18 protein-coding genes, 1 tRNA gene and 2 pseudogenes are annotated in these 21,591 nt (G+C 74.3%); 16 read left to right on the top strand and 5 right to left on the bottom strand.

Annotated features, from left to right (window positions below; translation table 11 throughout):
* Positions 1 to 71 precede the first annotated feature (71 nt).
* The 6 genes from B1A86_RS09480 (at position 72) to B1A86_RS09455 (ending at position 7,610) form a co-directional block, all read left to right on the top strand.
* Complete coding sequence (locus tag B1A86_RS09480) at positions 72 to 2,330, top strand: cytochrome c oxidase assembly protein (protein ID WP_061873116.1); 2,259 nt, start codon at positions 72 to 74, stop codon at positions 2,328 to 2,330.
* Positions 2,320 to 3,174 carry a hypothetical protein gene (locus B1A86_RS09475; RefSeq protein ID WP_228070732.1) on the top strand — a complete coding sequence of 285 codons (855 nt, stop codon included), beginning with the start codon at positions 2,320 to 2,322 and terminating at the stop codon, positions 3,172 to 3,174. The genes B1A86_RS09480 and B1A86_RS09475 overlap by 11 nt, the downstream gene beginning before the upstream one ends.
* A gap of 94 nt (positions 3,175 to 3,268) precedes the next feature.
* Positions 3,269 to 5,368, top strand: coding sequence for an NHL domain-containing thioredoxin family protein (locus B1A86_RS09470; protein ID WP_078025517.1), 2,100 nt, complete (start codon positions 3,269 to 3,271; stop codon positions 5,366 to 5,368).
* Positions 5,369 to 5,408: 40 nt separating this feature from the next.
* Positions 5,409 to 5,888, top strand: coding sequence for a flavodoxin domain-containing protein (locus B1A86_RS09465; RefSeq protein WP_078025518.1), 480 nt, complete (start codon positions 5,409 to 5,411; stop codon positions 5,886 to 5,888).
* A 124-nt stretch (positions 5,889 to 6,012) separates the two neighbouring features.
* Entirely contained in the window at positions 6,013 to 6,606 is a 594-nt protein-coding gene (locus B1A86_RS09460) for a hypothetical protein (RefSeq protein ID WP_078025519.1), read from the top strand.
* Between the two features lie 44 nt (positions 6,607 to 6,650).
* The gene (locus B1A86_RS09455; protein WP_036385002.1) at positions 6,651 to 7,610 is read left to right on the top strand and encodes a diaminopimelate dehydrogenase; all 960 of its coding nucleotides are present in this window, start codon (positions 6,651 to 6,653) and stop codon (positions 7,608 to 7,610) included.
* Between the two features lie 55 nt (positions 7,611 to 7,665).
* Here B1A86_RS09455 and B1A86_RS09450 read toward each other — a convergent pair whose 3' ends face one another.
* Entirely contained in the window at positions 7,666 to 8,646 is a 981-nt protein-coding gene (locus tag B1A86_RS09450; RefSeq protein WP_060774885.1) for an AEC family transporter, read from the bottom strand.
* A gap of 259 nt (positions 8,647 to 8,905) precedes the next feature.
* On the opposite strand from B1A86_RS09450, the gene B1A86_RS09445 reads away from it, so the two are divergent.
* Positions 8,906 to 9,352: a DUF2087 domain-containing protein gene (locus tag B1A86_RS09445; RefSeq protein ID WP_036317141.1), complete on the top strand. Its 447-nt coding sequence runs from the start codon at positions 8,906 to 8,908 to the stop codon at positions 9,350 to 9,352.
* Positions 9,353 to 9,519: 167 nt separating this feature from the next.
* Here the strand turns inward: B1A86_RS09445 and B1A86_RS09440 are convergent.
* Positions 9,520 to 9,593: transfer RNA gene (locus tag B1A86_RS09440), tRNA-Gly, on the bottom strand.
* A gap of 99 nt (positions 9,594 to 9,692) precedes the next feature.
* A pseudogene (locus B1A86_RS09435) lies at positions 9,693 to 9,881 on the bottom strand (cation:proton antiporter); the annotation flags it as partial.
* 121 nt (positions 9,882 to 10,002) lie between these two features.
* On the opposite strand from B1A86_RS09435, the gene B1A86_RS09430 reads away from it, so the two are divergent.
* From B1A86_RS09430 to mnhG, 9 genes and pseudogenes are all read left to right on the top strand, one after another.
* Positions 10,003 to 11,532 carry a hypothetical protein gene (locus B1A86_RS09430; protein WP_078025520.1) on the top strand — a complete coding sequence of 510 codons (1,530 nt, stop codon included), beginning with the start codon at positions 10,003 to 10,005 and terminating at the stop codon, positions 11,530 to 11,532.
* 3 nt (positions 11,533 to 11,535) lie between these two features.
* A complete protein-coding gene (gene dcd / locus B1A86_RS09425) occupies positions 11,536 to 12,117 on the top strand; it encodes a dCTP deaminase (RefSeq protein WP_041104515.1) in 582 nt (193 codons plus the stop codon).
* A pseudogene (locus tag B1A86_RS09420) lies at positions 12,069 to 13,436 on the top strand (MFS transporter); the annotation flags it as partial. The gene dcd and the pseudogene B1A86_RS09420, both read left to right, overlap by 49 nt.
* A 68-nt stretch (positions 13,437 to 13,504) precedes the next feature.
* A complete protein-coding gene (locus B1A86_RS09415; protein WP_041104517.1) occupies positions 13,505 to 16,603 on the top strand; it encodes a Na+/H+ antiporter subunit A in 3,099 nt (1,032 codons plus the stop codon).
* Complete coding sequence (locus tag B1A86_RS09410; RefSeq protein WP_078025521.1) at positions 16,600 to 17,160, top strand: NADH-quinone oxidoreductase subunit K; 561 nt, start codon at positions 16,600 to 16,602, stop codon at positions 17,158 to 17,160. Before B1A86_RS09415 ends, B1A86_RS09410 begins: the two co-directional genes overlap by 4 nt.
* Positions 17,157 to 18,788, top strand: coding sequence for a Na+/H+ antiporter subunit D (locus tag B1A86_RS09405; protein ID WP_036383641.1), 1,632 nt, complete (start codon positions 17,157 to 17,159; stop codon positions 18,786 to 18,788). Before B1A86_RS09410 ends, B1A86_RS09405 begins: the two co-directional genes overlap by 4 nt.
* The gene (locus B1A86_RS09400) at positions 18,775 to 19,392 is read left to right on the top strand and encodes a Na+/H+ antiporter subunit E (protein ID WP_036383643.1); all 618 of its coding nucleotides are present in this window, start codon (positions 18,775 to 18,777) and stop codon (positions 19,390 to 19,392) included. Before B1A86_RS09405 ends, B1A86_RS09400 begins: the two co-directional genes overlap by 14 nt.
* Positions 19,392 to 19,730, top strand: a complete 339-nt coding sequence (locus B1A86_RS09395; protein ID WP_036383645.1) for a monovalent cation/H+ antiporter complex subunit F — start codon at positions 19,392 to 19,394, stop codon at positions 19,728 to 19,730. Before B1A86_RS09400 ends, B1A86_RS09395 begins: the two co-directional genes overlap by 1 nt.
* The gene (gene mnhG / locus B1A86_RS09390; RefSeq protein WP_036383647.1) at positions 19,727 to 20,134 is read left to right on the top strand and encodes a monovalent cation/H(+) antiporter subunit G; all 408 of its coding nucleotides are present in this window, start codon (positions 19,727 to 19,729) and stop codon (positions 20,132 to 20,134) included. The genes B1A86_RS09395 and mnhG overlap by 4 nt, the downstream gene beginning before the upstream one ends.
* Before the next feature lie 78 nt (positions 20,135 to 20,212).
* Here the strand turns inward: mnhG and B1A86_RS09385 are convergent, their stop codons facing one another.
* Together B1A86_RS09385 and B1A86_RS09380 are read right to left on the bottom strand one after the other, a co-directional pair.
* Entirely contained in the window at positions 20,213 to 20,491 is a 279-nt protein-coding gene (locus B1A86_RS09385) for a DUF4235 domain-containing protein (protein WP_036383649.1), read from the bottom strand.
* Positions 20,492 to 20,568: 77 nt separating this feature from the next.
* Positions 20,569 to 21,570, bottom strand: a complete 1,002-nt coding sequence (locus tag B1A86_RS09380; protein ID WP_036383651.1) for an aminotransferase class IV — start codon at positions 21,568 to 21,570, stop codon at positions 20,569 to 20,571.
* Positions 21,571 to 21,591: the final 21 nt, after the last annotated feature.

Here is a 21,591-nt window from a genome sequence, read left to right as displayed (position 1 = left end):
CAGGGGCCCGACGACGGCGGGGCCGCTCCCGTCGTCGCCGGGCGTCCGCATGCTTTGAGAGGATGGACCCCATGTCCGCCGCCACCGCCCCCGCCCGGGGCAGCCATCCCGCCGAGAACGACGACGCCGCCCGCCCCGGTCCGTCGGGGCCGGTCGGAGTGCCCCGGTGGATCTGGGTGCTCGTGGCCGCCGCGGGAGCGGCCGGCCTCGCCGCCGCCGGCTGGCTGACCGGCGTCACCGCCGCGCGCCAGCTCTCCGACCCGGGGTGGATCACCCGCTGGGGCGTGCCCGTGGGGGAGCTCGTCTCCAACGTGGCGATGTCCCTGACCATCGCCGCGCTGATCTTCGCGGCCGGGGTCCTGCCGCCCCACGCGGCGGGCACGGAACGGTGGCACCGCTCCGCCCGGCAGCGGCGCGAGGACGCGGACGCCGCACCGCTGCCCGAGCACCCCGCGTTCACCCGCGTGATGCGGATCGCCGCCGTCAGCGCCGGCGTGTGGACAGTGGCCGCGCTGGCCGTCGGCGTGCTGTCCTACTCGGATCTCGCCGGCATCCCCGTCACGGCGGGGCAGGGCTTCACGGACGGCCTGGCGGCCTACGTGGTCGGCATCTCGGTGGGCCAGGCGTGGTTCTGGGTCACCGTGATCGCCGCCGTCGTGACCACGTTGGCGATCGCCGTCCGCTCCCACAACGGCCTGTTCTGGACCGGCATCCTGGCGATGCTCGCCCTCGTGCCCCTGGCCCTGATCGGGCACGCGGCGGGCGGTGACGACCACACCGGCGCCGTGAACTCGATCGGCCTGCACCTGCTCGGCGTCGTCGTGTGGGTGGGCGGACTGCTCGTGCTCGTCGCGATCTCGGACACCCTCGTGGGGCCCAACGGGGCGCAGGGGCGGGGCCGCAGCCTGCGCCGGCAGGGCCCGGCGCCCCTGCTGCACACGGTCCTGACCCGCTACTCCGTGCTCGCCGGGCTGGGCCTGGTCACGGTGGCGCTGTCCGGCGTGGTCAACGCGTCGATCCGCATGGACGATCCGGCCCAGCTGCTGAGCCCCTACGGCATCCTCGTGTCGGCCAAGTTCCTGGCGGCCCTGGGCCTCGGCCTGATCGGCCTGCTGCACCGCCGGTGGGTGATCCCCCGCCTCGACGCCGGCCCGGACCGTCCCAGCCCCGCCCCCGCGCGTCGCCTGCTGTGGCAGCTCATCGCCGTGGAGGCCGTGATCATGGGCGCCGTCATGGGCGTCTCCTCCGTGCTCTCCCGGACGGCCCCGCCCGTGCCGGAGGAGCTCGCGCCGGACGCCTCCCCGGCCCGCATCCTCACCGGCTACGAGCTGCCGCCGGCCCTCGAGGGCGCCCGGTGGATCACGATGTGGCGGTTCGACTGGCTGTGGGTCGCGATCATCGCGTTCCTGACCCTCTGGTACCTGCGCTCCGTGTGGCAGCTGCGCCGCCGCGGCGACCGCTGGCCCGTGCTGCGCACCGTCGCGTGGCTCGCGGGCCTGGCCGTGCTGCTGTGGGCGACCTCCGGGTCCCCGGCCGTGTACGGCCGCGTCCTGTTCAGCGCGCACATGGTGGGCCACATGACGCTGACGATGCTCAGTCCCGTCTTCCTCGTCCTGGGCGCACCCATCACCCTGGCGCTGCGGGCCCTGCCGTCCCGCACGGATGGGACGCGCGGCCCCCGCGAGTGGATCCTGTGGATCGTGCACTCCCCGTGGGGGCGGTTCATCACGAACCCGATCGTGGCGGGGGTCAACTTCGCCGGCTCGATCCTGGTGTTCTACTACACGGACTTCTTCCGGTTCTCGCTGGAGACCCACGTGGGCCACGAGTTCATGAACGTCCACTTCCTGCTGACCGGGTTCCTGTTCGCCCTGGTCATGATCGGCTCGGATCCGCTGCCGCGCCGGCCCCCGTACGCCCTGCGGCTCGTGCTCCTGATGGCCACGATGGTCTTCCACGCCTTCATCGGCGTCGCCATGACCACCTCCACCGGTCTGCTGCAGGCGTCCTGGTTCGGCAACATGGGCCGCGACTGGGGCCCCACCGCCCTCGAGGATCAGCGCATCGGCGGCGCGGTGATGTGGGGCATCGGCGAGTTCCCCACCGTGATGATGGCGGTGATGGTGGCCGTGCTCTGGTATCGCAGCGACCGCAAGAACGCGGTCCGGCTGGACCGGCAGGCCGACCGCGACGGCGACGCGGAGCTGCGCCGCTGGAACGAGATGTATGCCCGCATGCACGGCACCCCGGCCACCGACGCCCCGAGCGGCGCCGAGCCCGCGGCCCGTGACTCCTCCACCGGCCCCGAGGAGGCCCGTGATGTCCGCTGACCGTGTCCGTCCCCTCCGCCGCCCGGCCGCGCCCCGGCGTGGTCGGCTGCGCCTCGTGGCCGCCGTCGCCGCCGGCCTGCTGGCCCTGACGGGCTGCGGGGCCGGGGACAACGATCCGGCCGCCGCGTCCGTGCCCGCGGACGGGGTCCACGACGACGCCGGCACCGCGGTGCACACGGAGTCGGCGGCCCCGGAGGGGCTCGGCCTGGGCGACCGTCAGGACGAGCGCATGGCGGAGGCCGCGGCCGAGCGTGCGGCCACGTTCGGCTTCGTCCGGCAGCGGGCCGCCACGGCGGAGGAGATCGACGCGGCCCGCGAGGACTCCCGGGACCGGCGTGCGGACGCGGACCGGACCACCGTGCAGCCGGCGCAGTGCAAGGCGCCGCTGACCGCCCTGGACTTCTCTCCGATCGCCCTCGACGGGGCCGAGGCCACGCGCGTGGACGTCGGCGCCGACACCTTCACGGGCACGGGCACCGTGGAGGTCGCCCGGCTCACGGGCCAGGGCCGCCAGGACGTCGAGCGGCACATCCAGACCGTCAACGCCCTGCGCGCCGACTGCCGCGAGATGACCATGACCGTGCAGGAGGGGGACGCGACCGTCGACTACCGCCTCGAGGTCTCCGACGCGCCGCTGTCCGACGGCACGCCGGCGCAGTCCGCCCTCGTGTGGGAGCGGACCGTGGCCTCGGAGTCCGAGCCCCAGCTCACGGCCCAGGTGCTCACCGCCGTCACCTCCGACGCCGTGGTGATGGTCTCCTTCGTGGGCCGGCCCGAGGCCGGGCGCAAGGAGTTCACCCTCATCGCGGAGGAGATGCTGGCCGCCGCCCTGGCCGCCGACTGAGCCGGACCCGCCCGGCGGCGTCGTCTTTCCCCCTGTGACGCCGCGGCGTCCGCTCACGGCTGACGCGTCCGGGACGTGCGCCATGATGGTGGGCATGACCGCACCGCAGACCCCGAACCCCGTCCCGTCCGCTGACGCCCCCGCCGCCGTGCCGCGCGCGGCCACCCGGGTGCGCGCGTCCGAGCTGGTGGGCCGCGGCTGGCTGAACACCGGCGGTGAGCAGGTGACCCTCGAGGACCTGCGCGGCAAGGTCGTCCTCCTCGACTTCTGGACGTTCTGCTGCATCAACTGCCTGCACGTCCTGGACGAGCTGCGCCCGCTCGAGGAGGAGTTCGCGGATGTGCTCGTCACGGTGGGCGTGCACTCGCCCAAGTTCGAGCACGAGGCGGACCCGGACGCGCTCGCGGCCGCCGTCGAGCGCTACGCCATCGAGCACCCCGTGCTGGACGACCCCGAGCTGACCACGTGGCAGGCGTACTCGGCGCGCGCCTGGCCCACCCTCGTGGTGGTGGACCCGGAGGGCTACATCGCCGCGCACCTGTCCGGCGAGGGGCACGTGGCCGGGCTCTACGGGCTCGTGCGCGAGCTCGTGGCCGAGCACGAGGCCAAGGGCACGCTGCACCGCGGCTCCGGCCCCTACGTCCCGCCCGCGCCCGTGGCCCGGGACCTGTCGTTCCCCGGCAAGGCCGTGTCCCTCGGCGGCCGCGGCTCCCGCCCGGGCTCGTTCCTCGTCTCGGACACCGGCCACCACCGCCTCCTGGAGGTCGCCGAGGACCTGACCACGGTGCTCCGCGCGTTCGGCGGCGGGGACCCCGCCACGGCGGACGCGGGCCAGGCCGAGCTCGCATTCCCCACGCCCGGGGAGAAGGGCCACGCGGACGGCGGGCCGGACGAGGCGCTGTTCAACGAGCCCCAGGGCCTGGCGCTGCTGCCCGAGGACGTCGCGGAGCGCGTCGGCTACGACGTGGTCGTGGCGGACTCCGTCAACCACCGGCTGCGGGGCCTGCGCCTGTCGGACGGGCACGTCAGCACCCTCGCCGGCAACGGCGTGCAGAAGCTCATCGACTCCGAGCGCGCCAAGGAGGCCGCCGCCGTCGACGACGAGGGGGACATCGCCGTCGACCTCGCGGACCTGCCCGGGGAGCCGACCGCGATCTCGCTGTCCTCCCCGTGGGACGTCGTGTGGCACCCCGCCCTGGGGCGTGTGGTGATCGCGATGGCCGGCACGCACCAGCTCTTCGACTTCGACCCCGTCACGGGCGCGCTCGCGGTGCACGCGGGCACGGCGCTCGAGGGCCTGCTGGACGGCGACGCCGGACGGGCCTGGTTCGCGCAGCCCTCGGGGCTGTCCGTGGGCGCGGACGGCGCGCTGTGGGTCGCGGACTCGGAGACCTCCGCGGTGCGCTGGGTGCGGACCGGGGAGGACGGGCGCCGCGAGGTCGGGACCGCCGTCGGGGCGGGCCTGTTCGACTTCGGCCACGTGGACGGGGAGGCGGACCGCGCGCGCCTGCAGCACCCGCTGGGCGTCACGGCCCTGCCGGACGGCTCCGTGCTGATCGCGGACACGTACAACGGCGCGATCCGCCGGTACGCCCCGGCCGGCGAGGACGCTGCGGGCCGGGCGGTCCCGGCCACGGTGACCACGGTGGCGCGGGGGCTGCTCGAGCCCTCGGACGTGCTCGTGGAGCACGACGCGGACGGGAACGACACCGCGATCGTGGTGGTCGAGTCCAACGCCCACCGGCTCACGCGGCTGGCGGTGCCGGAGGAGTTCCTCACCGTGGACGAGGGCGCGCGGCAGACGCAGCGTCCCCGCACCCCGGTGGTGGCCGGCGACCTGGACCTGACGATCGGCTTCGCCGCGCCCACGGGGCAGAAGCTGGACGACCGCTGGGGCGACCCCACGCAGCTGAAGATCTCCTCCTCCCCGGAGGAGCTGCTGCTCGAGGGCGCGGGCACGTCCACGGGGCTGCACCGGACGCTGCGGCTGAACCCCGAGGTCGAGGAGGGCGTCCTGCACATCACCGCCCGGGCCGCCGCATGCGACGGGGAGAAGGGGCAGCCGATCCCCGACCACGCCGCCTGCCACCTGTACCAGCAGGACTGGGGCATCCCGGTCACGGTGCACACCCCGGACCGGGCCCCGGAGGGCGCCGAGACCCGCCTGGACCTGGACCTGCGCGGGATACACTGAGCGCGTCGTCCGCCCCCGACCCCGAAGGCTGCGCCCCACCATGACCACGCTCATCGTCACCTCGTCCGCCCACGGATCCACGCGAGAGATCGCCGAGCGTGTCGCGGAGGTGCTGCGCACGTCGCAGGCCGTCCCGACCGTGGTGGAGGACGTCGAGGGCGCCGCCGCCTGGCTGGCCACGGCGGACGCGGTGATCGTCGCGGCTCCGGTCTACACGGGCTCGTTCGCCGCCGACGCCCGGGCGTTCCTTGACACCCGTCGGGCCGAGTTGACGGACCTGCCGCTCGTGATCCTGGCCTCGGGCGGCGCGCCCGAGCTGGCCCGGCCGGTGCGGGAGAAGCTCGAGTCCTACGGTCCGCGCGAGGTGGCGTACTTCCGCGGGGCGCTCTTCGAGGAGCGCCTGGGCCGGCTGGAGAAGCTCAAGCTCAAGCTCTCCCGCAACGAGCACTACGGCGACTTCCGCGACTGGGACGCCATCGAGGCCTGGGCCAAGACCCTCCCCGGCGCCGGCGTGCGCTGACCTCACCCGCCGCTGTCGTCGACGAGACGGTGGAGGCGGAGGAGCCTCCACAGCCGCTTTCGTTGACGAAACGGCGCCGGAGGCTCTCGTGTCCGCAGCGGAGGCGAGCGGTTAGCCTGGCCGCATGTCCCCTTCCGCCCGTCGCCCCGCCGCGTCCTCCCGCCCCGCCCGGCCCCGCCCGACGACGGCGCCCTTCGCCCTGCCCGACCGGCCCGGCTGGGTGCGGCTCGCCGCGGGTGCGGTGGTCCCGGGCGTCATCGCCGCCGCCGCGGCGCTCGCGGCCCTGCAGGTGTTCGTCCTCAACCCGTTGGCCGCCGCGCCCGGCGACCGCGGCCTCGGGAGGATCTACGCGGACCTGAGCGCGGCGGGCCAGCTCGGCGTCCCCTTCGTCCTCTCGGCCGTGATCCTGGCGGCCGGGCTCGGCGTGGCCGCCGTCCTGTGGTTCCTCACGTGGCGTCGCGAGGAGGTCGACCCGCTGGCGGTCCTCGCCCTGGGCCTCGCCTCGCTCGTCGCCGCGTCCCCGGCCTACTTCATGGCCTCGTTCGGGCCGGGCATGGCGCTCGCGGACACCTACGGCATCGGCGGGGCCGACCACAGCCCGTGGGCCTGGCCGATCTACGTGGTCAGCATGCTGGCGTTGACGGGGCTGGTCGCCGTCGTCGTGCTCCTGCTGCGCGGTCCGGCGGGCGGACTCGGCGCCCCGCGGCGCCGGGCCTAGGCTGGCGGGACCGACCTGACCACGACCCCACCAGGAGGACGCACATGACCATCCGCGCCGGCATCGTCGGATACGGGAACCTCGGCCGCAGTGTGGAGAAGCTCGTGAAGCTCCAGCCGGACATGGAGCTGGTGGGCATCTTCTCGCGCCGCACCGGCCTGGACACGGACACGCCCGTGCTCCCGGCGGAGCGGGCCGCCGAGCACGCCGGGGAGATCGACGTGCTGTTCCTCTGCCTCGGCAGCGCCACGGACATCCCCGAGCAGGCGGCCGGCTACGCGCGGCACTTCACCACCGTGGACACCTACGACAACCACCAGCTCATCCCGCGGCACCGCGCCGAGATGGACGCCGCGGCCCGGGAGGGCGGGCACGTGGCGATGATCTCCACCGGCTGGGACCCGGGCCTGTTCTCGGTGAATCGGGTGCTGGGCGCGGCGCTGTTCCCGCAGCCGCAGCAGAACACGTTCTGGGGCAAGGGCCTCTCGCAGGGCCATTCCGACGCCGTCCGGCGGGTCCCCGGCGTCCGGCGCGGCGTGCAGTACACGATCCCCAGCGAGGAGGCGATCGCCGAGGCCCGCGCCGGTCGGGGCGCCGAGATCACCGGCGCCTCCGCGCACGTGCGTGAGTGCTACGTGGTGGCCGACGAGGCCGACCACGCGGCCATCACCGAGGCCATCACCACGATGCCGGACTACTTCGCCCCGTACGAGACCACCGTGCACTTCATCTCCGAGGAGGAGTTCGAGCGCGACCACCAGGGCATGCCGCACGGCGGCCACGTCGTCACCTCGGGCGACCTCGGCGGCTCGCGCAGCGCGGTCGAGTTCGTGCTGGAGCTGGAGTCCAACCCCGACTTCACCGCCGCCGCGCAGGTCGCCTACGGCCGTGCCGCCGCGCGCCTGAAGGCCCAGGGGGAGACGGGGGCGCGCACCGTGCTCGAGGTCGCTCCGTACCTGCTCTCGCCCACGGGGCTGGACGAGCTGATCCGCCGGGACGTCTGAGCCGCGGCGAGGCGCCCGGCGCGTGGCACCGGGCCGGGCGCCGCCGTCGTCGGCCTCAGGCCAGCAGCAGGGCGACGGCGATCATCGCCGGGATCGCGACGATCGTGGTGACCAGGATCGTGTCCTTCGAGACGCGCAGGCCCGTGTCGTAGCGGACGGCGGTGACGAACACGTTCTGTGCGGTGGGCAGGGAGGCCAGGACGACGGCGACGAACACGTGCCGCGCATCCAGACCGAACACGAACTGCGCGAGCAGCCAGGCCAGCAGCGGATGCACCACCAGCTTCACCGCCGAGGCGAGCAGCACGTCCGCGCGTCGCCCGCCGGCCCGCTCGAGCGGCCGCGAGCCGACCAGCGACATGCCGAACGCCAGGAGCATCGCCGGGATGGACAGTCCGCCGATGAGCTCCACGGACTCCATGAGGGGGCCCTGCAACGACCAGCCGGTGAGGGAGAAGACCAGGCCGGCCACCGAGCCCAGGATCAGGGGGTTGGTGACCGTGTGGCGGACCTGGTCGGCCACGGCGCGCCCGGGGGAGCGGCGCACCGCCCGGCGCCGGCCCGCCGTCGTGCGTCGTCGGGCCTCGCGCGCGGTGGCGGCGTCCATCGCGGCCACGTAGAGCGGCGTGTAGATCGCCAGCTGGAAGATGAGCGCCGGGGCGGCCAGGGCGGCGTCGCCGAGGACGTAGGCCGCGATGGGGATGCCGAGGTTCGCCGAGTTCACGAGCGAGGCGCTGAGCGCGGACATGATCCGCTCCGAGGCCGACCTGCCCTTCAGCAGCGGGACCGTCACCGCGAGGTACAGTGCGGCCGCGGTGAACGCGGACAGCGTGGCCACCCACAGCTGGGGGCCCAGCACGGCGCCCACGTCCGCGCGGGAGAGCGTGACGAACAGCAGGGCCGGGTTGCCGATGAAGAACGCCGCACGGGAGAGCACGGTGCGGCCGTGCTCGCCGAGCACCCCCGTGCGCCCCACCAGGACGCCCACGAGGATGATCACCCACACGACCGCGAAGCCGGAGAGCACCTGGGTCACGGACGGGCCTCCACGGGTCGGGGTGGGGCGGTCCGCGGCGGGGTCAGGTGCATGGCGCGATCCTACGCGGCGGGCTTCGGCTAGCCTGGATCACGACGGCGGCGCCCACCGCCGAGCGCGCCACGCGGCCCGGCCCCGCGCGGCAGGGCCCGGCGGCCCGGCGCGAAGGGGAGCGGATCCTCGGGCCCACCGCACGCGACGGACGTCGTCCCCGACCCGCGGCGCGGCATGGCCGGGAGCGCGCCGGCGAGGATGCACCATGACCCGTCAGTCCGACCTCAAGACCCTGATCCGTGCCCGCATGGCCGTCACCGGTGAGCGGTACACCGCCGCGGCGGCGGCCCTCGCTGACGAGTGGCAGTCCGCCGAGCGCTACCACGCGACCGTGCTTGCCCGCTTCTTCGACGGGGACCGGCTGCGCTCCATCCCTGCGCGTCGCAAGCCGCGGGTGGCCGTCCTTCTCGAGCTGTTGCGTCGCTTCAGAGCGGGCCGCGCCTACGCGGAGGCCGAGGTCAACGACCTGCTGCGCCCCGCCCACGAGGACGTGGCCACGCTGCGTCGCGAACTCGTGGACTACGGGTTCCTCGCCCGCGCCGACGGCGTCTACCGACTGGCGGACGCCGGGCCCGACCTCGACCCGCGCTTCGCCGCGGACCTGCCGGTCGACCTGGAACGCCGGCTGCGCGAGATCCGCGCGGGCCGTTGAGGGGAGCGGGACCCCGCACGTCGACCTGGAACGCCAGCGGTCGCCATGACGCCGGAATGTGGCCGTATTCCGACGTCTTGCGTTCCCGGTGCGGCCGTGGCGGGGCGACGTGGACCGACACGGCCCCGGGTCCCTCGCGTGAGGGGCCCGGGGCCGTCGTCGTGGTGTGGAGCGGGCGACGGGAATCGAACCCGCGTATCTTGCTTGGGAAGCAAGCGCTCTACCATTGAGCTACGCCCGCGCAACCGCTCAGCTTCCGCCTGCGGCGCGGGCACCACCATACACCAGCCCGGCCGGTGCACCGGCCCCGCGTCGTCATCGAGCCCCGCGGACCCGTACGTCAGTGCACCGGGTCCGCTGCGGCGACCTCGCGCGCCCGCACCCGCCGCGTCGCCGCCCGGGCGCGCGAGCGACCGAACGCGTCCGCGTACCGCGTGAGCACCGGCCCGGCGATCACGATGGAGAACTCCCCGCGGATGGTCAGGGCCGCACCCGCGCGCCAGCGGCCGGCCACGCCGTTTCCCGAACGAAAGCGCACCAGGGGCCGCCGTTTCCCGAACGAAAGCGCGCCGGGGGCCGCTGGTAGAGTCCGAACCGCGCCCGGCCGCGGCCGGACGCGTCCGGCAGCCCCTGTCCCGGAAGGACGTCCCATGCGCGACACCACGGCCGACGCGGCCCAGGTCCCCGCCCGCCCCGACGACGCGGCGGTGTACCGCTACCTCGCGTTCGGGGAGGCGGACCGCCCCTTCCTTGTGGGCGGTCCCCGGCCCGCACCGCCCGCCCCCGCCGCGACGCCGTCCCCGGTCGCCGACCTCGAGTCGGTCCGCGCCGCGATCCGCGCCCACGGCGGCCCCCTGGCCTCGACCGCGCACGTGTGCGGCCGCCCCGCCCCGACGCCTTCGGCCGCCGACGCGTCCCGCGGCCTGCGCGGTGCCGCGCGCACCCTGACCGCGACCCGCCGCGACGTCGCCGCACGCCTGGCCGACTCCCGCGAGCGCGCCGACGTGCCCGTCGAGGCGCTGCTGAACTCGGCCTTCGTCGACGCCCACGCGGACGAGCGCCCCGCCGATCGCGGCGTGCCGCGCGGGCGGCTCGCCGGCCTGGTGGACGCCGTCCTCCCGCCGGCCCGTCCCGCGGGCGACGACGCCGCGGCCGGCCTGCTGCTCGCCCTGCGCGAGCCGGTCCGCGAGGTGTTCGCCTCCGACTCGTTCGCCGCCCGCCCGTACGCCGACGCGCCCACCGTCCGCGCGCTGTTCGAGGACTTCCTCGCCCACCCGCGCCGGCACGACCCCGAGCGCTTCTGGCGCCTGCTCAACCTCGAGCTCTGGCTGCGCGACGCGGTGGACGCGGACGCCGCCCCGGCCGGCCCCGCCACCGCGGTCGACGAGGCCCCCACCGCCCCGGCGCCGGTCAAGCCGGACCACGAGCCGAACCCGGGCAAGGAGCTCGACCTGGTCTCCGCCGAGGACGGCCGCCGCTACCGCCGCTTCCCCGTGCAGACCGGCCTCGTGGACCGGGACACGGACCTGCAGGCCTACCTGCGCGGCGAGATCGAGGACTTCTTCCGCGACCTGCCCGCGGACGCGATGCCGCAGGACGCCCCGTGGCACTTCTCCGTGTCCGAGAAGATCGTGGCCATCACCCAGGGTCGCTCCTACTACACGTGGGAGGTCCGCCCCTCCGTGGCCGCCCGCGTCCTCTCCCGCCTGGTCACCCGCACGCCCGCGGGCATCGGCCTGGGCGATCCCACCACCATGCAGCTGGCCATCCAGGAGGCGGGCCTGCCGCGCATCGTGCTCTCCGCGGCGGCCGGCGCCGCCGGCAAGGTCGCCGGCAAGCGCGGTGTGTTCTACAACGTGGTGGGCGGCAACGTCCGCGCGATCGACGGGCCCACCACCTACTCCACGTTCCCGGCCAACGTCTCGGCCAAGCTGCCGCCGGCCGAGCCGGACCGGGTGGCCGCCGAGGTCTCGGCGATGATCCGGGCGGCGGACATCCCGGCCTGGGCGAAGGCCTCCTTCGCCGGCACCGTCGTGATGGACGCCAACGACATCGGCCGCAACGCCCTCGGCAAGGACACCGCCGCGTCGGCCGCCGTCCTCGAAGCCGCCTTCGCGGACAACCCGCTGGGCCAGGGCCGCGAGCGCACCCCGCTGGCCGTCGTCGTGCGAATGGACTGAGCCGTGCTGCTCTCCGACCGCGACATCCGCGCCGAGCTCGACTCCGGGCGCGTCGGCCTGGACCCCCTCGACCCGGCGATGGTCCAGCCCGCGTCCGTGGACGTGCGCCTGGACCGGTTCTTCCGGCTCTTCGACAACCACCGGTACGCGCACATCGACCCGCGCCAGAAGCAGGACGAGCTGACCCGGCTGGTGGAGGTGGACCCGGACGAGGCGTTCATCCTGCACCCGGGGGAGTTCGTGCTCGGCTCCACCTATGAGCAGGTCACCCTGCCGGACGACCTCGCCGCCCGCCTCGAGGGCAAGTCCTCGCTGGGGCGGCTGGGCCTGCTGACGCACTCGACCGCCGGGTTCATCGACCCCGGGTTCTCCGGGCACGTCACGCTCGAGCTGTCCAACGTGGCCACGCTGCCCATCACGCTGTGGCCGGGGATGAAGATCGGCCAGCTGTGCTTCTTCCGGCTCTCCTCGTCGGCCCAGTCGCCGTACGGCACCGGGGCCAACCAGAACCGGTACCAGGGTCAGCGCGGGCCCACGGCCTCCCGGGCGCACCGGGACTTCCACCTCACCCGCATCGAGCGATGACCGACGTCGCGCTCCCGCCGGTCGCCTCCGCCGCCCCGCGCCGCCAGGTGGCCGCGTGGGCGCTGTGGGACTGGGGCTCGGCCGCGTTCAACGCGGTCATGGTCACCTTCGTGTTCGGCACCTACCTGGCCTCGGACGCGTTCGGGCCGGACGAGCGGGGCACGGCCTGGCTCTCGACGGCGATGGCGGTGGCCGGCGTCGTCATCGCGGTCACCGCGCCCGTGCTGGGGCGTCGGGCGGACGGCGCGGGACGGCGCCGCCTCTGGCTGGCGCTGACCACGGGCGCCGTGATCGCGTGCACCGCAGCTTGCTTCTGGGTCACCCCGGAGGAGTCCTCCCTGCTGCTGGGCGTCACCCTGATCGCCCTGGGCACGGTGTTCTTCGAGTTCGCGGAGGTGCAGGTCAACGCGATCCTCGTGCACATCTCGACGCCGGCCACGATCGGCCGGATCTCGGGCATCGGCTGGGGCGCGGGGTATCTCGGCGGCATCCTGCTGCTGCTGATCGTGTTCGTGGGCTTCGTCTCGGGGGACGCGCACTGGTTCGGCGTCACGGAGGACGCGGCGCTGAACATCCGGGTGGTCGCGCTCGTGGCCGCCGCGTGGTTCCTCGTGTTCGCGATCCCCGTGCTGGTGGCCGTGCCGGACCCGGCCCCCGCCCCGGCGGCGGACGGCGGGCCGCGCCGTGAGTCGGTGCTGGGCTCCTACCGCGAGCTGGGGGCCACGCTGGCCCGGATGTGGCGCGAGGACCGGAACACGCTGTGGTTCCTCGTGGCCTCGGCGGTGTTCCGCGACGGCGTGGGCGCGGTGTTCGTCTACGGCGCCATCCTGGGCACCACGGTCTACGGGCTGGCGGCCTCGGACGTGATCCTGTTCGCGATCGCGGCCAACGTGGTGGCCGCCCTGGGCGCCTTCGTGGGCGGGCGGCTCGACGACGCGGTCGGTCCGCGCCGGGTGATCCTCGGTTCGCTGGCCGCCATGGTCCTCGTGGCCGGGGCGCTCTTCTTCGCCTCGGGCACCCTCGCGTTCTGGGTCGGCGGGCTGGCGCTGTGCCTGTTCGTGGGCCCGGTGCAGTCGGCCTCGCGCGCGTTCCTGGGCCGGCTCACCACGCCGCGGACGGCTGGCGAGGTGTTCGGGCTGTACGCCACCACGGGCCGCGCGGTCGGGTTCATCACGCCCGCGCTCGTCACGCTCGCGCTCGCCCTGCACCCGGACAACCGGGTGGTCATCCCCGTGATCGCCGTCGTGCTCGTGGCCGGTGGGCTGCTGTTCGCCCGGGTCACGGAGCCGATCACGCGGAGCGCGGAATCGGTCCGCTGACCCCGGGTGGGGCGCATCCCTCCGTTAGGCTGGACCGGACCCTCGCCCGTGCCTGACGAAGGGACCGCATGCTCGTCATCCTGACCGCGCTCTTCGTCGTCGCGCTCGCCGCCCCGGTGCTCTTCCGGTGGACGGGACGTCAGGGGTTCTATCTGCTCGCCGCCGCTCCCGCGGCGGGCTTCGTTTGGCTGCTCACTCAGCTGCCGCACGTGTTCGCGCTGCAGGAGGCGCTCGACGCCGGCCGGCCGGTCCCGGCCTCGGCGGCGCGCCTGGACCGCGCCGTGCCGTGGGTGCCGTACCTCGAGACCGAGCTCGCGTTCCGCATGGACGTGCTGGCCGCGTTCATGTCCCTGATCGTGCTGGGAGTCGGCGCGCTGGTCCTGGCCTACTGCGCCCGCTACTTCCGGGAGCACGAGCCGCGCAACGCGGTGTTCGGCGGGCAGCTGCTGGCGTTCGCCGGCGCGATGTTCGGGCTCGTCACCACGGACGACCTGATGGTGCTCTACACCTTCTGGGAGATCACGTCCGTCCTGTCCTTCCTGCTGATCGGCTACTCGGGCCACCGCATCTTCGCCCGCCGCTCCGCCATCACCGCCCTGATCGTCACCACGTTCGGCGGCCTGGCCATGCTCGCGGGCCTGATCATGCTGGCCCACTTCGCCGGGTCCTGGCGGATCTCCGGGGTCCTCGAGGCCGCCCCCGCCCTCATGGCCGACGCCGGGCTGCGCGGGCTGCTCGAGGTCGCCGTCGCCCTGGTGCTGATCGGCGCCCTCACGAAGTCCGCCCAGGCCCCCTTCCACTTCTGGCTGCCGGGCGCGATGGCCGCGCCGACCCCCGTGTCCGCGTACCTGCACGCGGCGGCCATGGTGAAGGCCGGCGTCTTCCTCGTGGCCCGCCTGGCCCCGGAGTTCCACGGCCTCGCCATGTGGCAGGTCCTCGTGATCGGCGTGGGTCTGTGGACCCTGCTGCTCGGCGGCTGGCGCGCCCTGCGGCAGACAGACATCAAGCTCGTCCTCGCGTATGGCACGGTCTCCCAGCTCGGCTTCCTCATGGTGGCCAACGGGCTGGGCACCCGCGACGCCGCCATGGCCGGCCTCGCCATGCTCCTGGCCCACGCGGTGTTCAAGGCCCCCCTGTTCATGGTGGTCGGCATCATCGACCACGAGGCCGGCACGCGCGATCTGCGCCAGCTCTCCGGGATCGGCCGCCGCCACCCGGCCCTGGCCGCCGTCGCCGTGGTGGCGGGCCTGTCCATGGCCGGCCTGCCTCCGCTGTTCGGCTTCGTGGCCAAGGAGTCCGTCCTGGAGGGCCTGGCCGCCCACGGCGTGGCGCACGCGGACGTGTGGGGCTGGACGCCGCTCGTGCTCATGACCGTGGGCTCGGTGCTCACCTTCGCCTACACGTGGCGGTTCCTGTGGGGCTCGTTCGCCGCCAAGCGGGACGAGGAGGGGGCCGCGGTCCCCGTCACGCGCTTCCACACCCGCGTCACCACCCTCGAGCTGGCCCCGGCCGCGCTGCTCGCGCTCGCCGGCCTGGTGCTCGCCTTCCTGCCCGGCCCGGTGGAGGGGATCATCACCGCCCACACGGGCTCCCTGCCGCCGCTGGACCCGGAGGAGGCGCCGGCCTACCTGGCCCTGTGGCACGGCTGGACGCCCATCCTCGCCCTCTCCGCGGGGGTCTGGGTGCTCGGCGCGCTGCTCGCCCTCGGCCGGCCGGGAGTCGAGGCGTTCCAGCGCCGCGTCGAGTTCCCGGTCGACGCCCTGCGCACGTACCGGAAGATCACCGGCGCCCTCGACGAGGTCGCCATCTGGGTCACGGGGCGCACCCAGACCGGCTCCCTGCGCCGCTACCTGGGCATCATCCTGGCCACCGCGTTCCTGCTGCCGGCCGCGTTCCTGCTCTTCCCCGTGGGGCGCAGCGAGCGCACGCTGGCCACCTCGTTCCTCTCCGCGGACGTCGCCTGGTTCCAGACCCCGGCGCAGCTGGTCGTGGTGCTGATGATCGCCGTCGCCACCGTCTTCGCCGTCCGCGCGCGCCGCCGCTTCAAGGCGATCATGCTGGTGTCCGTGACCGGCTACGGCGCCGCCGCCCTGTTCGCGATGCGCGGCGCCCCGGACCTCGCGATCACCCAGGTGCTCGTGGAGACCATCATCCTGGTCACCCTCATCCTGGGCCTGCGCGTGCTGCCGCCGGACTGGTACGACCGCCGCACCGGCTCGCGGCGGCTGGGCCGCCTGGCCGTGGCCGTCGGGTTCGCGCTGACCATGATGTGGATCGCCGCCACCGCGCTGGCCGCCCGCACGGCGGAGCGGATCTCGCTGCCCATGCCGGAGCTCGCCTACACGGACGGCTACGGCACGAACGCCGTGAACGTCACCCTCGTGGACATCCGCGCGTGGGACACGTGGGGCGAGATCACGGTGCTGGCCGCCGCGGCCACCGGCGTGGCCTCCCTGATCTTCCTGCAGCACCGCGACGGGCGCACCCGCAGCATCGACGACGTCGCCCCCGGCTCCGTCGGCGACTTCGGCGCCGACTCCTCGCTCGGGGCCCGCGAGCTGTCCGTCGTGCGCAGCTTCGCTGTGGACGATCGCAAGGGCCAGTGGCTCGTGGCCGGCCACACGATGGCCCCCGAGCGGCGCTCGATCATCCTCGAGGTCGTCACCCGCTTCATGTTCCCGATCATGATGCTGCTCTCCGTCTACCTGCTGCTGGCCGGGCACAACACCCCCGGCGGCGGCTTCGCCGGCGGCCTGCTCGCAGGCCTGGCCCTCACGCTGCGCTTCCTCGCCGGCGGCCGGTACGAGCTGCAGGAGGCCTCCGTGATCCCGGCCGGGCCCATGATCGGCCTGGGCCTGGCGATCGCCACGCTCACCGGGATCGCCCCGCTCTTCTTCGGCGGGCAGATCCTGCAGTCCTATGTGGTGGAGTTCACCGACCTGCCGCTGTTCGGCGACGCCCTCAAGCTGGTCTCGGCCACGGCGTTCGACATCGGCGTGTACCTCGTGGTGGTCGGGCTCGTGATCGACGTGCTGCGCTCGCTCGGCGGTGAGGTGGACCGCCGGGGCGAGGAGGCCCGCCGCGCCCGCCTGCGCGCCGCGGCCCGCCGTCGCCATCCGCGCATGCCCACCCCGTCCACTCCGTCCACCCAGGAGGCCGCCCGATGATGACCGTCGACCTGGCCCTGCTCCTGGCCATGGGCGTGATGTTCGCCGGGGGCATCTACCTCGTGCTCGAGCGCAGCCTGACGCGCATCCTGCTCGGCATCGTGCTGATCAACAACGGCGCCATCATGCTGCTGTTCCTCTCCTCGGGCGGCACGGGCCTGGCCCCGCTGTTCGTGCGCGGACGGGACCCGCACGAGTACGCGGACACGCTGCCGCAGGCGCTGATCCTCACCGCGATCGTGATCGGCTTCGCCGTGATCGCGTTCCTGACCGCCATGATCTACCGCTCGTGGCTGCTCGTCCGCGAGGACGAGGTCGAGGTGGACGCGGAGGACGTCAAGATCGCCCGGATGCCCGCCTGGGACGCGGAGGACGACGCGGAGCTCGTGGAGGAGTCCTCGGAGTTCCTGGACGACGCCGCGGACCCCAACGCCCACTACGAGCACGCCACGGAGTCCCGACCCCACGTGCGCCACGCCTCACCCACGCCGCCCGCCCATCCCGGCCCGGCGTCCGCCGTCCGTGCCCACCGCGCCGACGGGGGGCCGCGCCCGTGAGCATCGGCACCCTCCCCCTGACCGACCTGGCCCCGCTGGCCGTCATGCTGCCCGTGCTGGGCGCGGCCGTGACCTTCATGCTCGTGCGCCGCCCCCGCGCGCAGATCACCGTCACGGTCTCCGCGCTCGTGCTCACCCTCGTGCTGGACGCGCTGCTGCTGGCCGCGGTCTGGGACACCGGGGTCGCGGCCGTCCACCTCGGCGGCTGGCCGGCCCCGCTGGGCATCAGCCTCGTGGTGGATCGGCTCTCGGCCCTCATGCTCGTGGTGTCGGCGCTGATCACCCTGGCGGTGCTGCTGTACGCCTCGGCGCAGGGGCTGATCAACCGGGACGAGGGTGGGCCGGTCTCGATCTTCCACCCCACGTTCCTGATCCTCGTGGCGGGCGTGTCCAACGCGTTCCTCGCCGGCGACCTGTTCAACCTCTACGTGGGCTTCGAGATCCTCCTGACGTCCTCCTACGTGCTGCTGACCATGGGGGGCACCGCCCAGCGCATCCGCGCGGGCGTCACCTACGTGGTGGTCTCCGTGCTCTCCTCGGTGGTGTTCCTGATCGCGATCGCGATGATCTACGCGGCCACCGGCACCGTGAACATGGCGGACCTGGCCGTGAAGCTGGGCGAGCTGCCCACCGACGTGCAGATGGTCCTGCACGTGCTGCTCCTGGTGGGCTTCGGCATCAAGGCGGCCGTGTTCCCGCTGTCCTTCTGGCTGCCGGACTCGTACCCCACCGCGCCCGCCCCGGTGACCGCGGTGTTCGCGGGCCTGCTCACCAAGGTGGGCGTGTACGCGATGATCCGCACCGAGACGCTGCTCTTCCCGGGGGAGCACGTCAACGCGCTCCTGCTCGTGGTGGCCGCGCTGACCATGGTGGTGGGCATCCTCGGCGCGCTGGCCCAGACGGACATCAAGCGCATCCTGTCCTTCATCCTCGTCTCCCACATCGGCTACATGATCTTCGGCCTGGGCCTGGCCACGGAGGCGGGGCTGGCGGCCACCGTGTACTACGTGGCCCATCACATCACCGTGCAGACCGCGCTCTTCCTCGTCACGGGCCTGATCGAGAACCGCGCCGGCACAGCGAACATCGACCGCCTCGGGTCCCTGGCGAAGGTCTCCCCGTTCGTGAGCGTCCTGTTCCTCGTGCCCGCGCTCAACCTCGGCGGCATCCCGCCGTTCTCCGGCTTCCTCGGCAAGGTCGGCCTGCTGCGCGGCGGCGTCGAGCAGGCCACGCCCCTGGCCTACACGCTGGTGGGCGTGTCCCTGCTCGTGTCCCTGCTGACCCTGCTCGTGGTGGTGCGCGTGTGGACCCGCGCGTTCTGGCGCCGCGTCGAGGACGTGGAGCACCCGCCCGCCCAGCTCGTGGCCGCCTACGAGCGGGCCGTCGCCCGTGGCGAGCGCCCCCGCCCGCTCGAGCCGGGCCTCGTGCTGCCCACCACGGCGCTCGTGGGCCTGACGCTGGTGTTCACGGTGGCCGCCGGTCCGCTGTTCGCGCTGGCCGACGAGGCCGCCACGGACATGCTCGACCGCTCGCCCTACATCGCGGCGGTGCTCGACGACGCCGCGGCCGAGCGGGCCGCGGCCACCCTCAGCGTCGACCCGACGGAGGTGCACGATGCCCGGAAGTGACTCCGCCCGCCGCGGCGTGGTGCGCCCCGACCGGATCCGGGGCATCGTGGCCCAGTGGCCGCTGATCCTCGTGATGGTGGCCGTGTGGTGCGCCCTGTGGCAGGACTTCGCTCCGCACGTGGCCCTGACCGGCCTCGCCTTCGCGCTGCTGATCATCGGGCTCTTCCCGATGCCGAGCATCCCGTTCAGCGGCCGTCTGAACCCCTGGTGGTCCCTCGTGTTCACGGTGCGGTTCCTCGTCGACGTCGTGCGCGCCTCAGTCAACGTGGCCGGGACGGTGCTGCTGCGTGGCCGCCGCGCCCGCGGCTCGATCGTGGGCGTCCCGCTGCGCAGCCACGACGACCTCATCATCACGCTCGTCAGCCACGCCCTGGCCCTGGTGCCGGGCTCGATCGTGCTGGACGTGGACCGGGTCCGCTCCGTCCTGTACCTGCACGTGCTCGACGCGACCACGGACGAGGACGTGGCGGGCTTCCGCGCCAAGGCCCTCGACGTGGAGGCGGGCATCATCCGCGCCGTCGGCACGCGTGAGGACCTCGAGCTGGTCCGCCGCTTCCCGAGTTCGGCGCCCCCCGCCGCCCGCCCCCCGAAGGAGGAGGCCTGATGGACCCCATGGACCTGGCCACGTGGGCCGGCGGGGCGCTGCTCGTGGTCGGCGCCGTCGGTGCGCTCTACCGGATCGTGCGCGGCCCCTCGCTGCTGGACCGGGCGGTCGCCACGGACGTGCTGCTCGTGGTGTTCTCCGGGATGCTCGTCCTGGAGATGGCCGTGCACCGCCACACCCACCACGTGGTCCTCGTGGTGCTGGCCGCCACCGTCGGCTTCGTCGGCTCGGTGACGGTGGCGCGCTTCGCGGAGGACCGGCGCCCGGACCACTCGCTCGAGGACCAGGCGCGCGTGCCCGGCACCACGGACGTGCCGGGCGGGGAGGAGGGCCGATGACCGACACCGCCACGCTCCTGGACTGGCTGGCCGCGTTCCTGCTCGTCAGCGGTGCCTTCTTCTCCCTGGTGGCCGGCGTGGGCCTGTTCGTGCTCCCGGACCTGCTGGCCCGCATGCACGCCGCCGCCAAGCCGCAGGTCCTCGGCCTGCTGCTCATGCTCGCCGGGCTGGCGATCGAGTGGCGGTCGTGGGTGTGGCTGCCCGTGCTGTTGCTGGCGTGGGTCACCCAGATGGTCACGGCCCCGGTGGCCTCCCACCTGGTGGGCCGTACGGGCTACCGCACCAAGCACGCCCGCCGTGAGCTGTTGCACCGGGACGAGCTGGCCGCCGTCGTCCGTCGCGCCGAGCCCCCGGCGGACCCCGGGCCGCGCCGCGCCGGCGCCCGGCCGCGCGGGCGCCGCTGACACCACCCCGCATAGCACGACGGCCGCCGTCCGGATCCCTCCGGGCGGCGGCCGTCGTCGTGGTGGTGGCGGGGCGGCTCAGACCTCGTGGTCCACGCGGTGCGCGGTGGACTCGGACACCTTGCGGATCGCGGCGCCGGCGCCGCGCTGGCCGGCGACCTTCAGCAGCGCCGCGACGCCCGCGGAGATGAACGCGAAGGACAGGGCCTCGATGAGGGGCAGCGTCTCGTCGGCCGCGTCGTTCGGGGCGCTGTGGCCGGTGACGAGCCGCCAGCCGCCCGCCACCACGCGGGAGCCGACGATGCCGCCGACCAGCGTGATGCCGGCGGACAGGGCCTTCTGGGCGAGCGTGTTCATGGTGCGCCTTCCGTGGTCGGGGATCTCACGTGCGGTTGCGGCCGCGGCCGACGACGCCGGACGGGCCGGTCCCCAGCCTAGCCCGCGGTGGGCACCGGGTCGCCGCTGACGTGCCGGCCGGGGTCGCCGTCGGCGTCCAGATGGGCCTGCAGCATGCCGGTGAGCTCGTGGTCCACGGGGATCTCGACGCCGTCGACGGCGCGCACCGGCAGGACGCCGCGCACCGAGGAGACGAGCCAGACGCCCTCGGCGCCCTGGAGGTCCGCCGGGACGAGCGGGCCGTAGCCGAGCTCCCAGCCGTCCGCGTGGGCGGCCGCGAAGATCACGGCCTGCGACGTGCCGGCGAGGATGCCCTTCTGGCGCAGCGGGGTGAGGAGGCGGCGGACGCCGTCCTCCCCGGTGCGCACGATCAGCACCGTGGAGGTGGGGCCCTCGAGCAGGTAGCCGTCCGCGCTGGTGAAGACGACGTCGTCGGCGCCGTGCGCGCGGGCGTAGCGCAGGGCGGCCATGTTCACGGCGTAGGAGAGGGTCTTCGCGCCGGTGAGCAGCCACGGGGAGCGCTCGGGGGCCTGCGAGTCGATGCCGCGGTCCAGCAGCAGCACCCGCAGCCCCCGCTGCCGCTCCTCGTCCTGGATCGCCGGGGCCGGGCTCAGCAGCGCCCACGCGGTGGGCGTGGGCACCGCGCCGGGAGCCGCGTCCGGGCCGCGGGTGACGGTCAGGCGCACGGCGAGACGGTCCCCGGGCGCGACGTCGTTGGCCTCGGTGAACGCCCGCAGGCCGAGCGCGACGGCGGCCTCCCACGCCGCCGCCTCGGGGGCGGCCAGCTGCAGGGCGGCGGCGGACGCGGCCAGCCGGCCGAGGTGGGCTCCGAGCTTGCGCATGCGCAGGGTCCCGAGCCCGTCGGCGACGGCGAGCGCCGTCTCGAAGATGCCGTCGCCGCGCGTGACCCCCTGGTCCGTGACGCTCAGGTGCGGGACGGCCGGGTCCGCGAGCCGCGGGGCGGGGGCGCCGTCCGCGTCCGTCTCGAGCAGGACGAGGACGGGCGAGCCGGCGGCGGGGGAGAAGGCGGTGGGACGCATCCGCCCAGGATAGACGCCCGC

Origin of the sequence: Micrococcus sp. KBS0714 (assembly GCF_002008305.4) — a bacterium.
Lineage (GTDB): Bacteria > Actinomycetota > Actinomycetes > Actinomycetales > Micrococcaceae > Micrococcus > Micrococcus luteus.
The sequence above is the reverse complement of the archived record's forward strand: the minus strand, read 5'-3'. Positions and strand labels throughout refer to the sequence as shown.

What these genes read in the sequence shown, in the direction of transcription:
- B1A86_RS09480 (WP_061873116.1), top strand. Translation starts at nt 72, where the DNA reads ATGTCCGCCGCCACCGCCCCCGCCCGGGGCAGCCATCCCGCCGAGAAC.
- B1A86_RS09475 (WP_228070732.1), top strand. Translation starts at nt 2,320, where the DNA reads ATGTCCGCTGACCGTGTCCGTCCCCTCCGCCGCCCGGCCGCGCCCCGG.
- B1A86_RS09470 (WP_078025517.1), top strand. Translation starts at nt 3,269, where the DNA reads ATGACCGCACCGCAGACCCCGAACCCCGTCCCGTCCGCTGACGCCCCC.
- B1A86_RS09465 (WP_078025518.1), top strand. Translation starts at nt 5,409, where the DNA reads ATGACCACGCTCATCGTCACCTCGTCCGCCCACGGATCCACGCGAGAG.
- B1A86_RS09460 (WP_078025519.1), top strand. Translation starts at nt 6,013, where the DNA reads ATGTCCCCTTCCGCCCGTCGCCCCGCCGCGTCCTCCCGCCCCGCCCGG.
- B1A86_RS09455 (WP_036385002.1), top strand. Translation starts at nt 6,651, where the DNA reads ATGACCATCCGCGCCGGCATCGTCGGATACGGGAACCTCGGCCGCAGT.
- B1A86_RS09445 (WP_036317141.1), top strand. Translation starts at nt 8,906, where the DNA reads ATGACCCGTCAGTCCGACCTCAAGACCCTGATCCGTGCCCGCATGGCC.
- B1A86_RS09430 (WP_078025520.1), top strand. Translation starts at nt 10,003, where the DNA reads ATGCGCGACACCACGGCCGACGCGGCCCAGGTCCCCGCCCGCCCCGAC.
- B1A86_RS09415 (WP_041104517.1), top strand. Translation starts at nt 13,505, where the DNA reads ATGCTCGTCATCCTGACCGCGCTCTTCGTCGTCGCGCTCGCCGCCCCG.
- B1A86_RS09410 (WP_078025521.1), top strand. Translation starts at nt 16,600, where the DNA reads ATGATGACCGTCGACCTGGCCCTGCTCCTGGCCATGGGCGTGATGTTC.
- B1A86_RS09400 (WP_036383643.1), top strand. Translation starts at nt 18,775, where the DNA reads ATGCCCGGAAGTGACTCCGCCCGCCGCGGCGTGGTGCGCCCCGACCGG.
- B1A86_RS09395 (WP_036383645.1), top strand. Translation starts at nt 19,392, where the DNA reads ATGGACCCCATGGACCTGGCCACGTGGGCCGGCGGGGCGCTGCTCGTG.
- mnhG (WP_036383647.1), top strand. Translation starts at nt 19,727, where the DNA reads ATGACCGACACCGCCACGCTCCTGGACTGGCTGGCCGCGTTCCTGCTC.
- B1A86_RS09385 (WP_036383649.1), bottom strand. Translation starts at nt 20,491, where the DNA reads ATGAACACGCTCGCCCAGAAGGCCCTGTCCGCCGGCATCACGCTGGTC.
- B1A86_RS09380 (WP_036383651.1), bottom strand. Translation starts at nt 21,570, where the DNA reads ATGCGTCCCACCGCCTTCTCCCCCGCCGCCGGCTCGCCCGTCCTCGTC.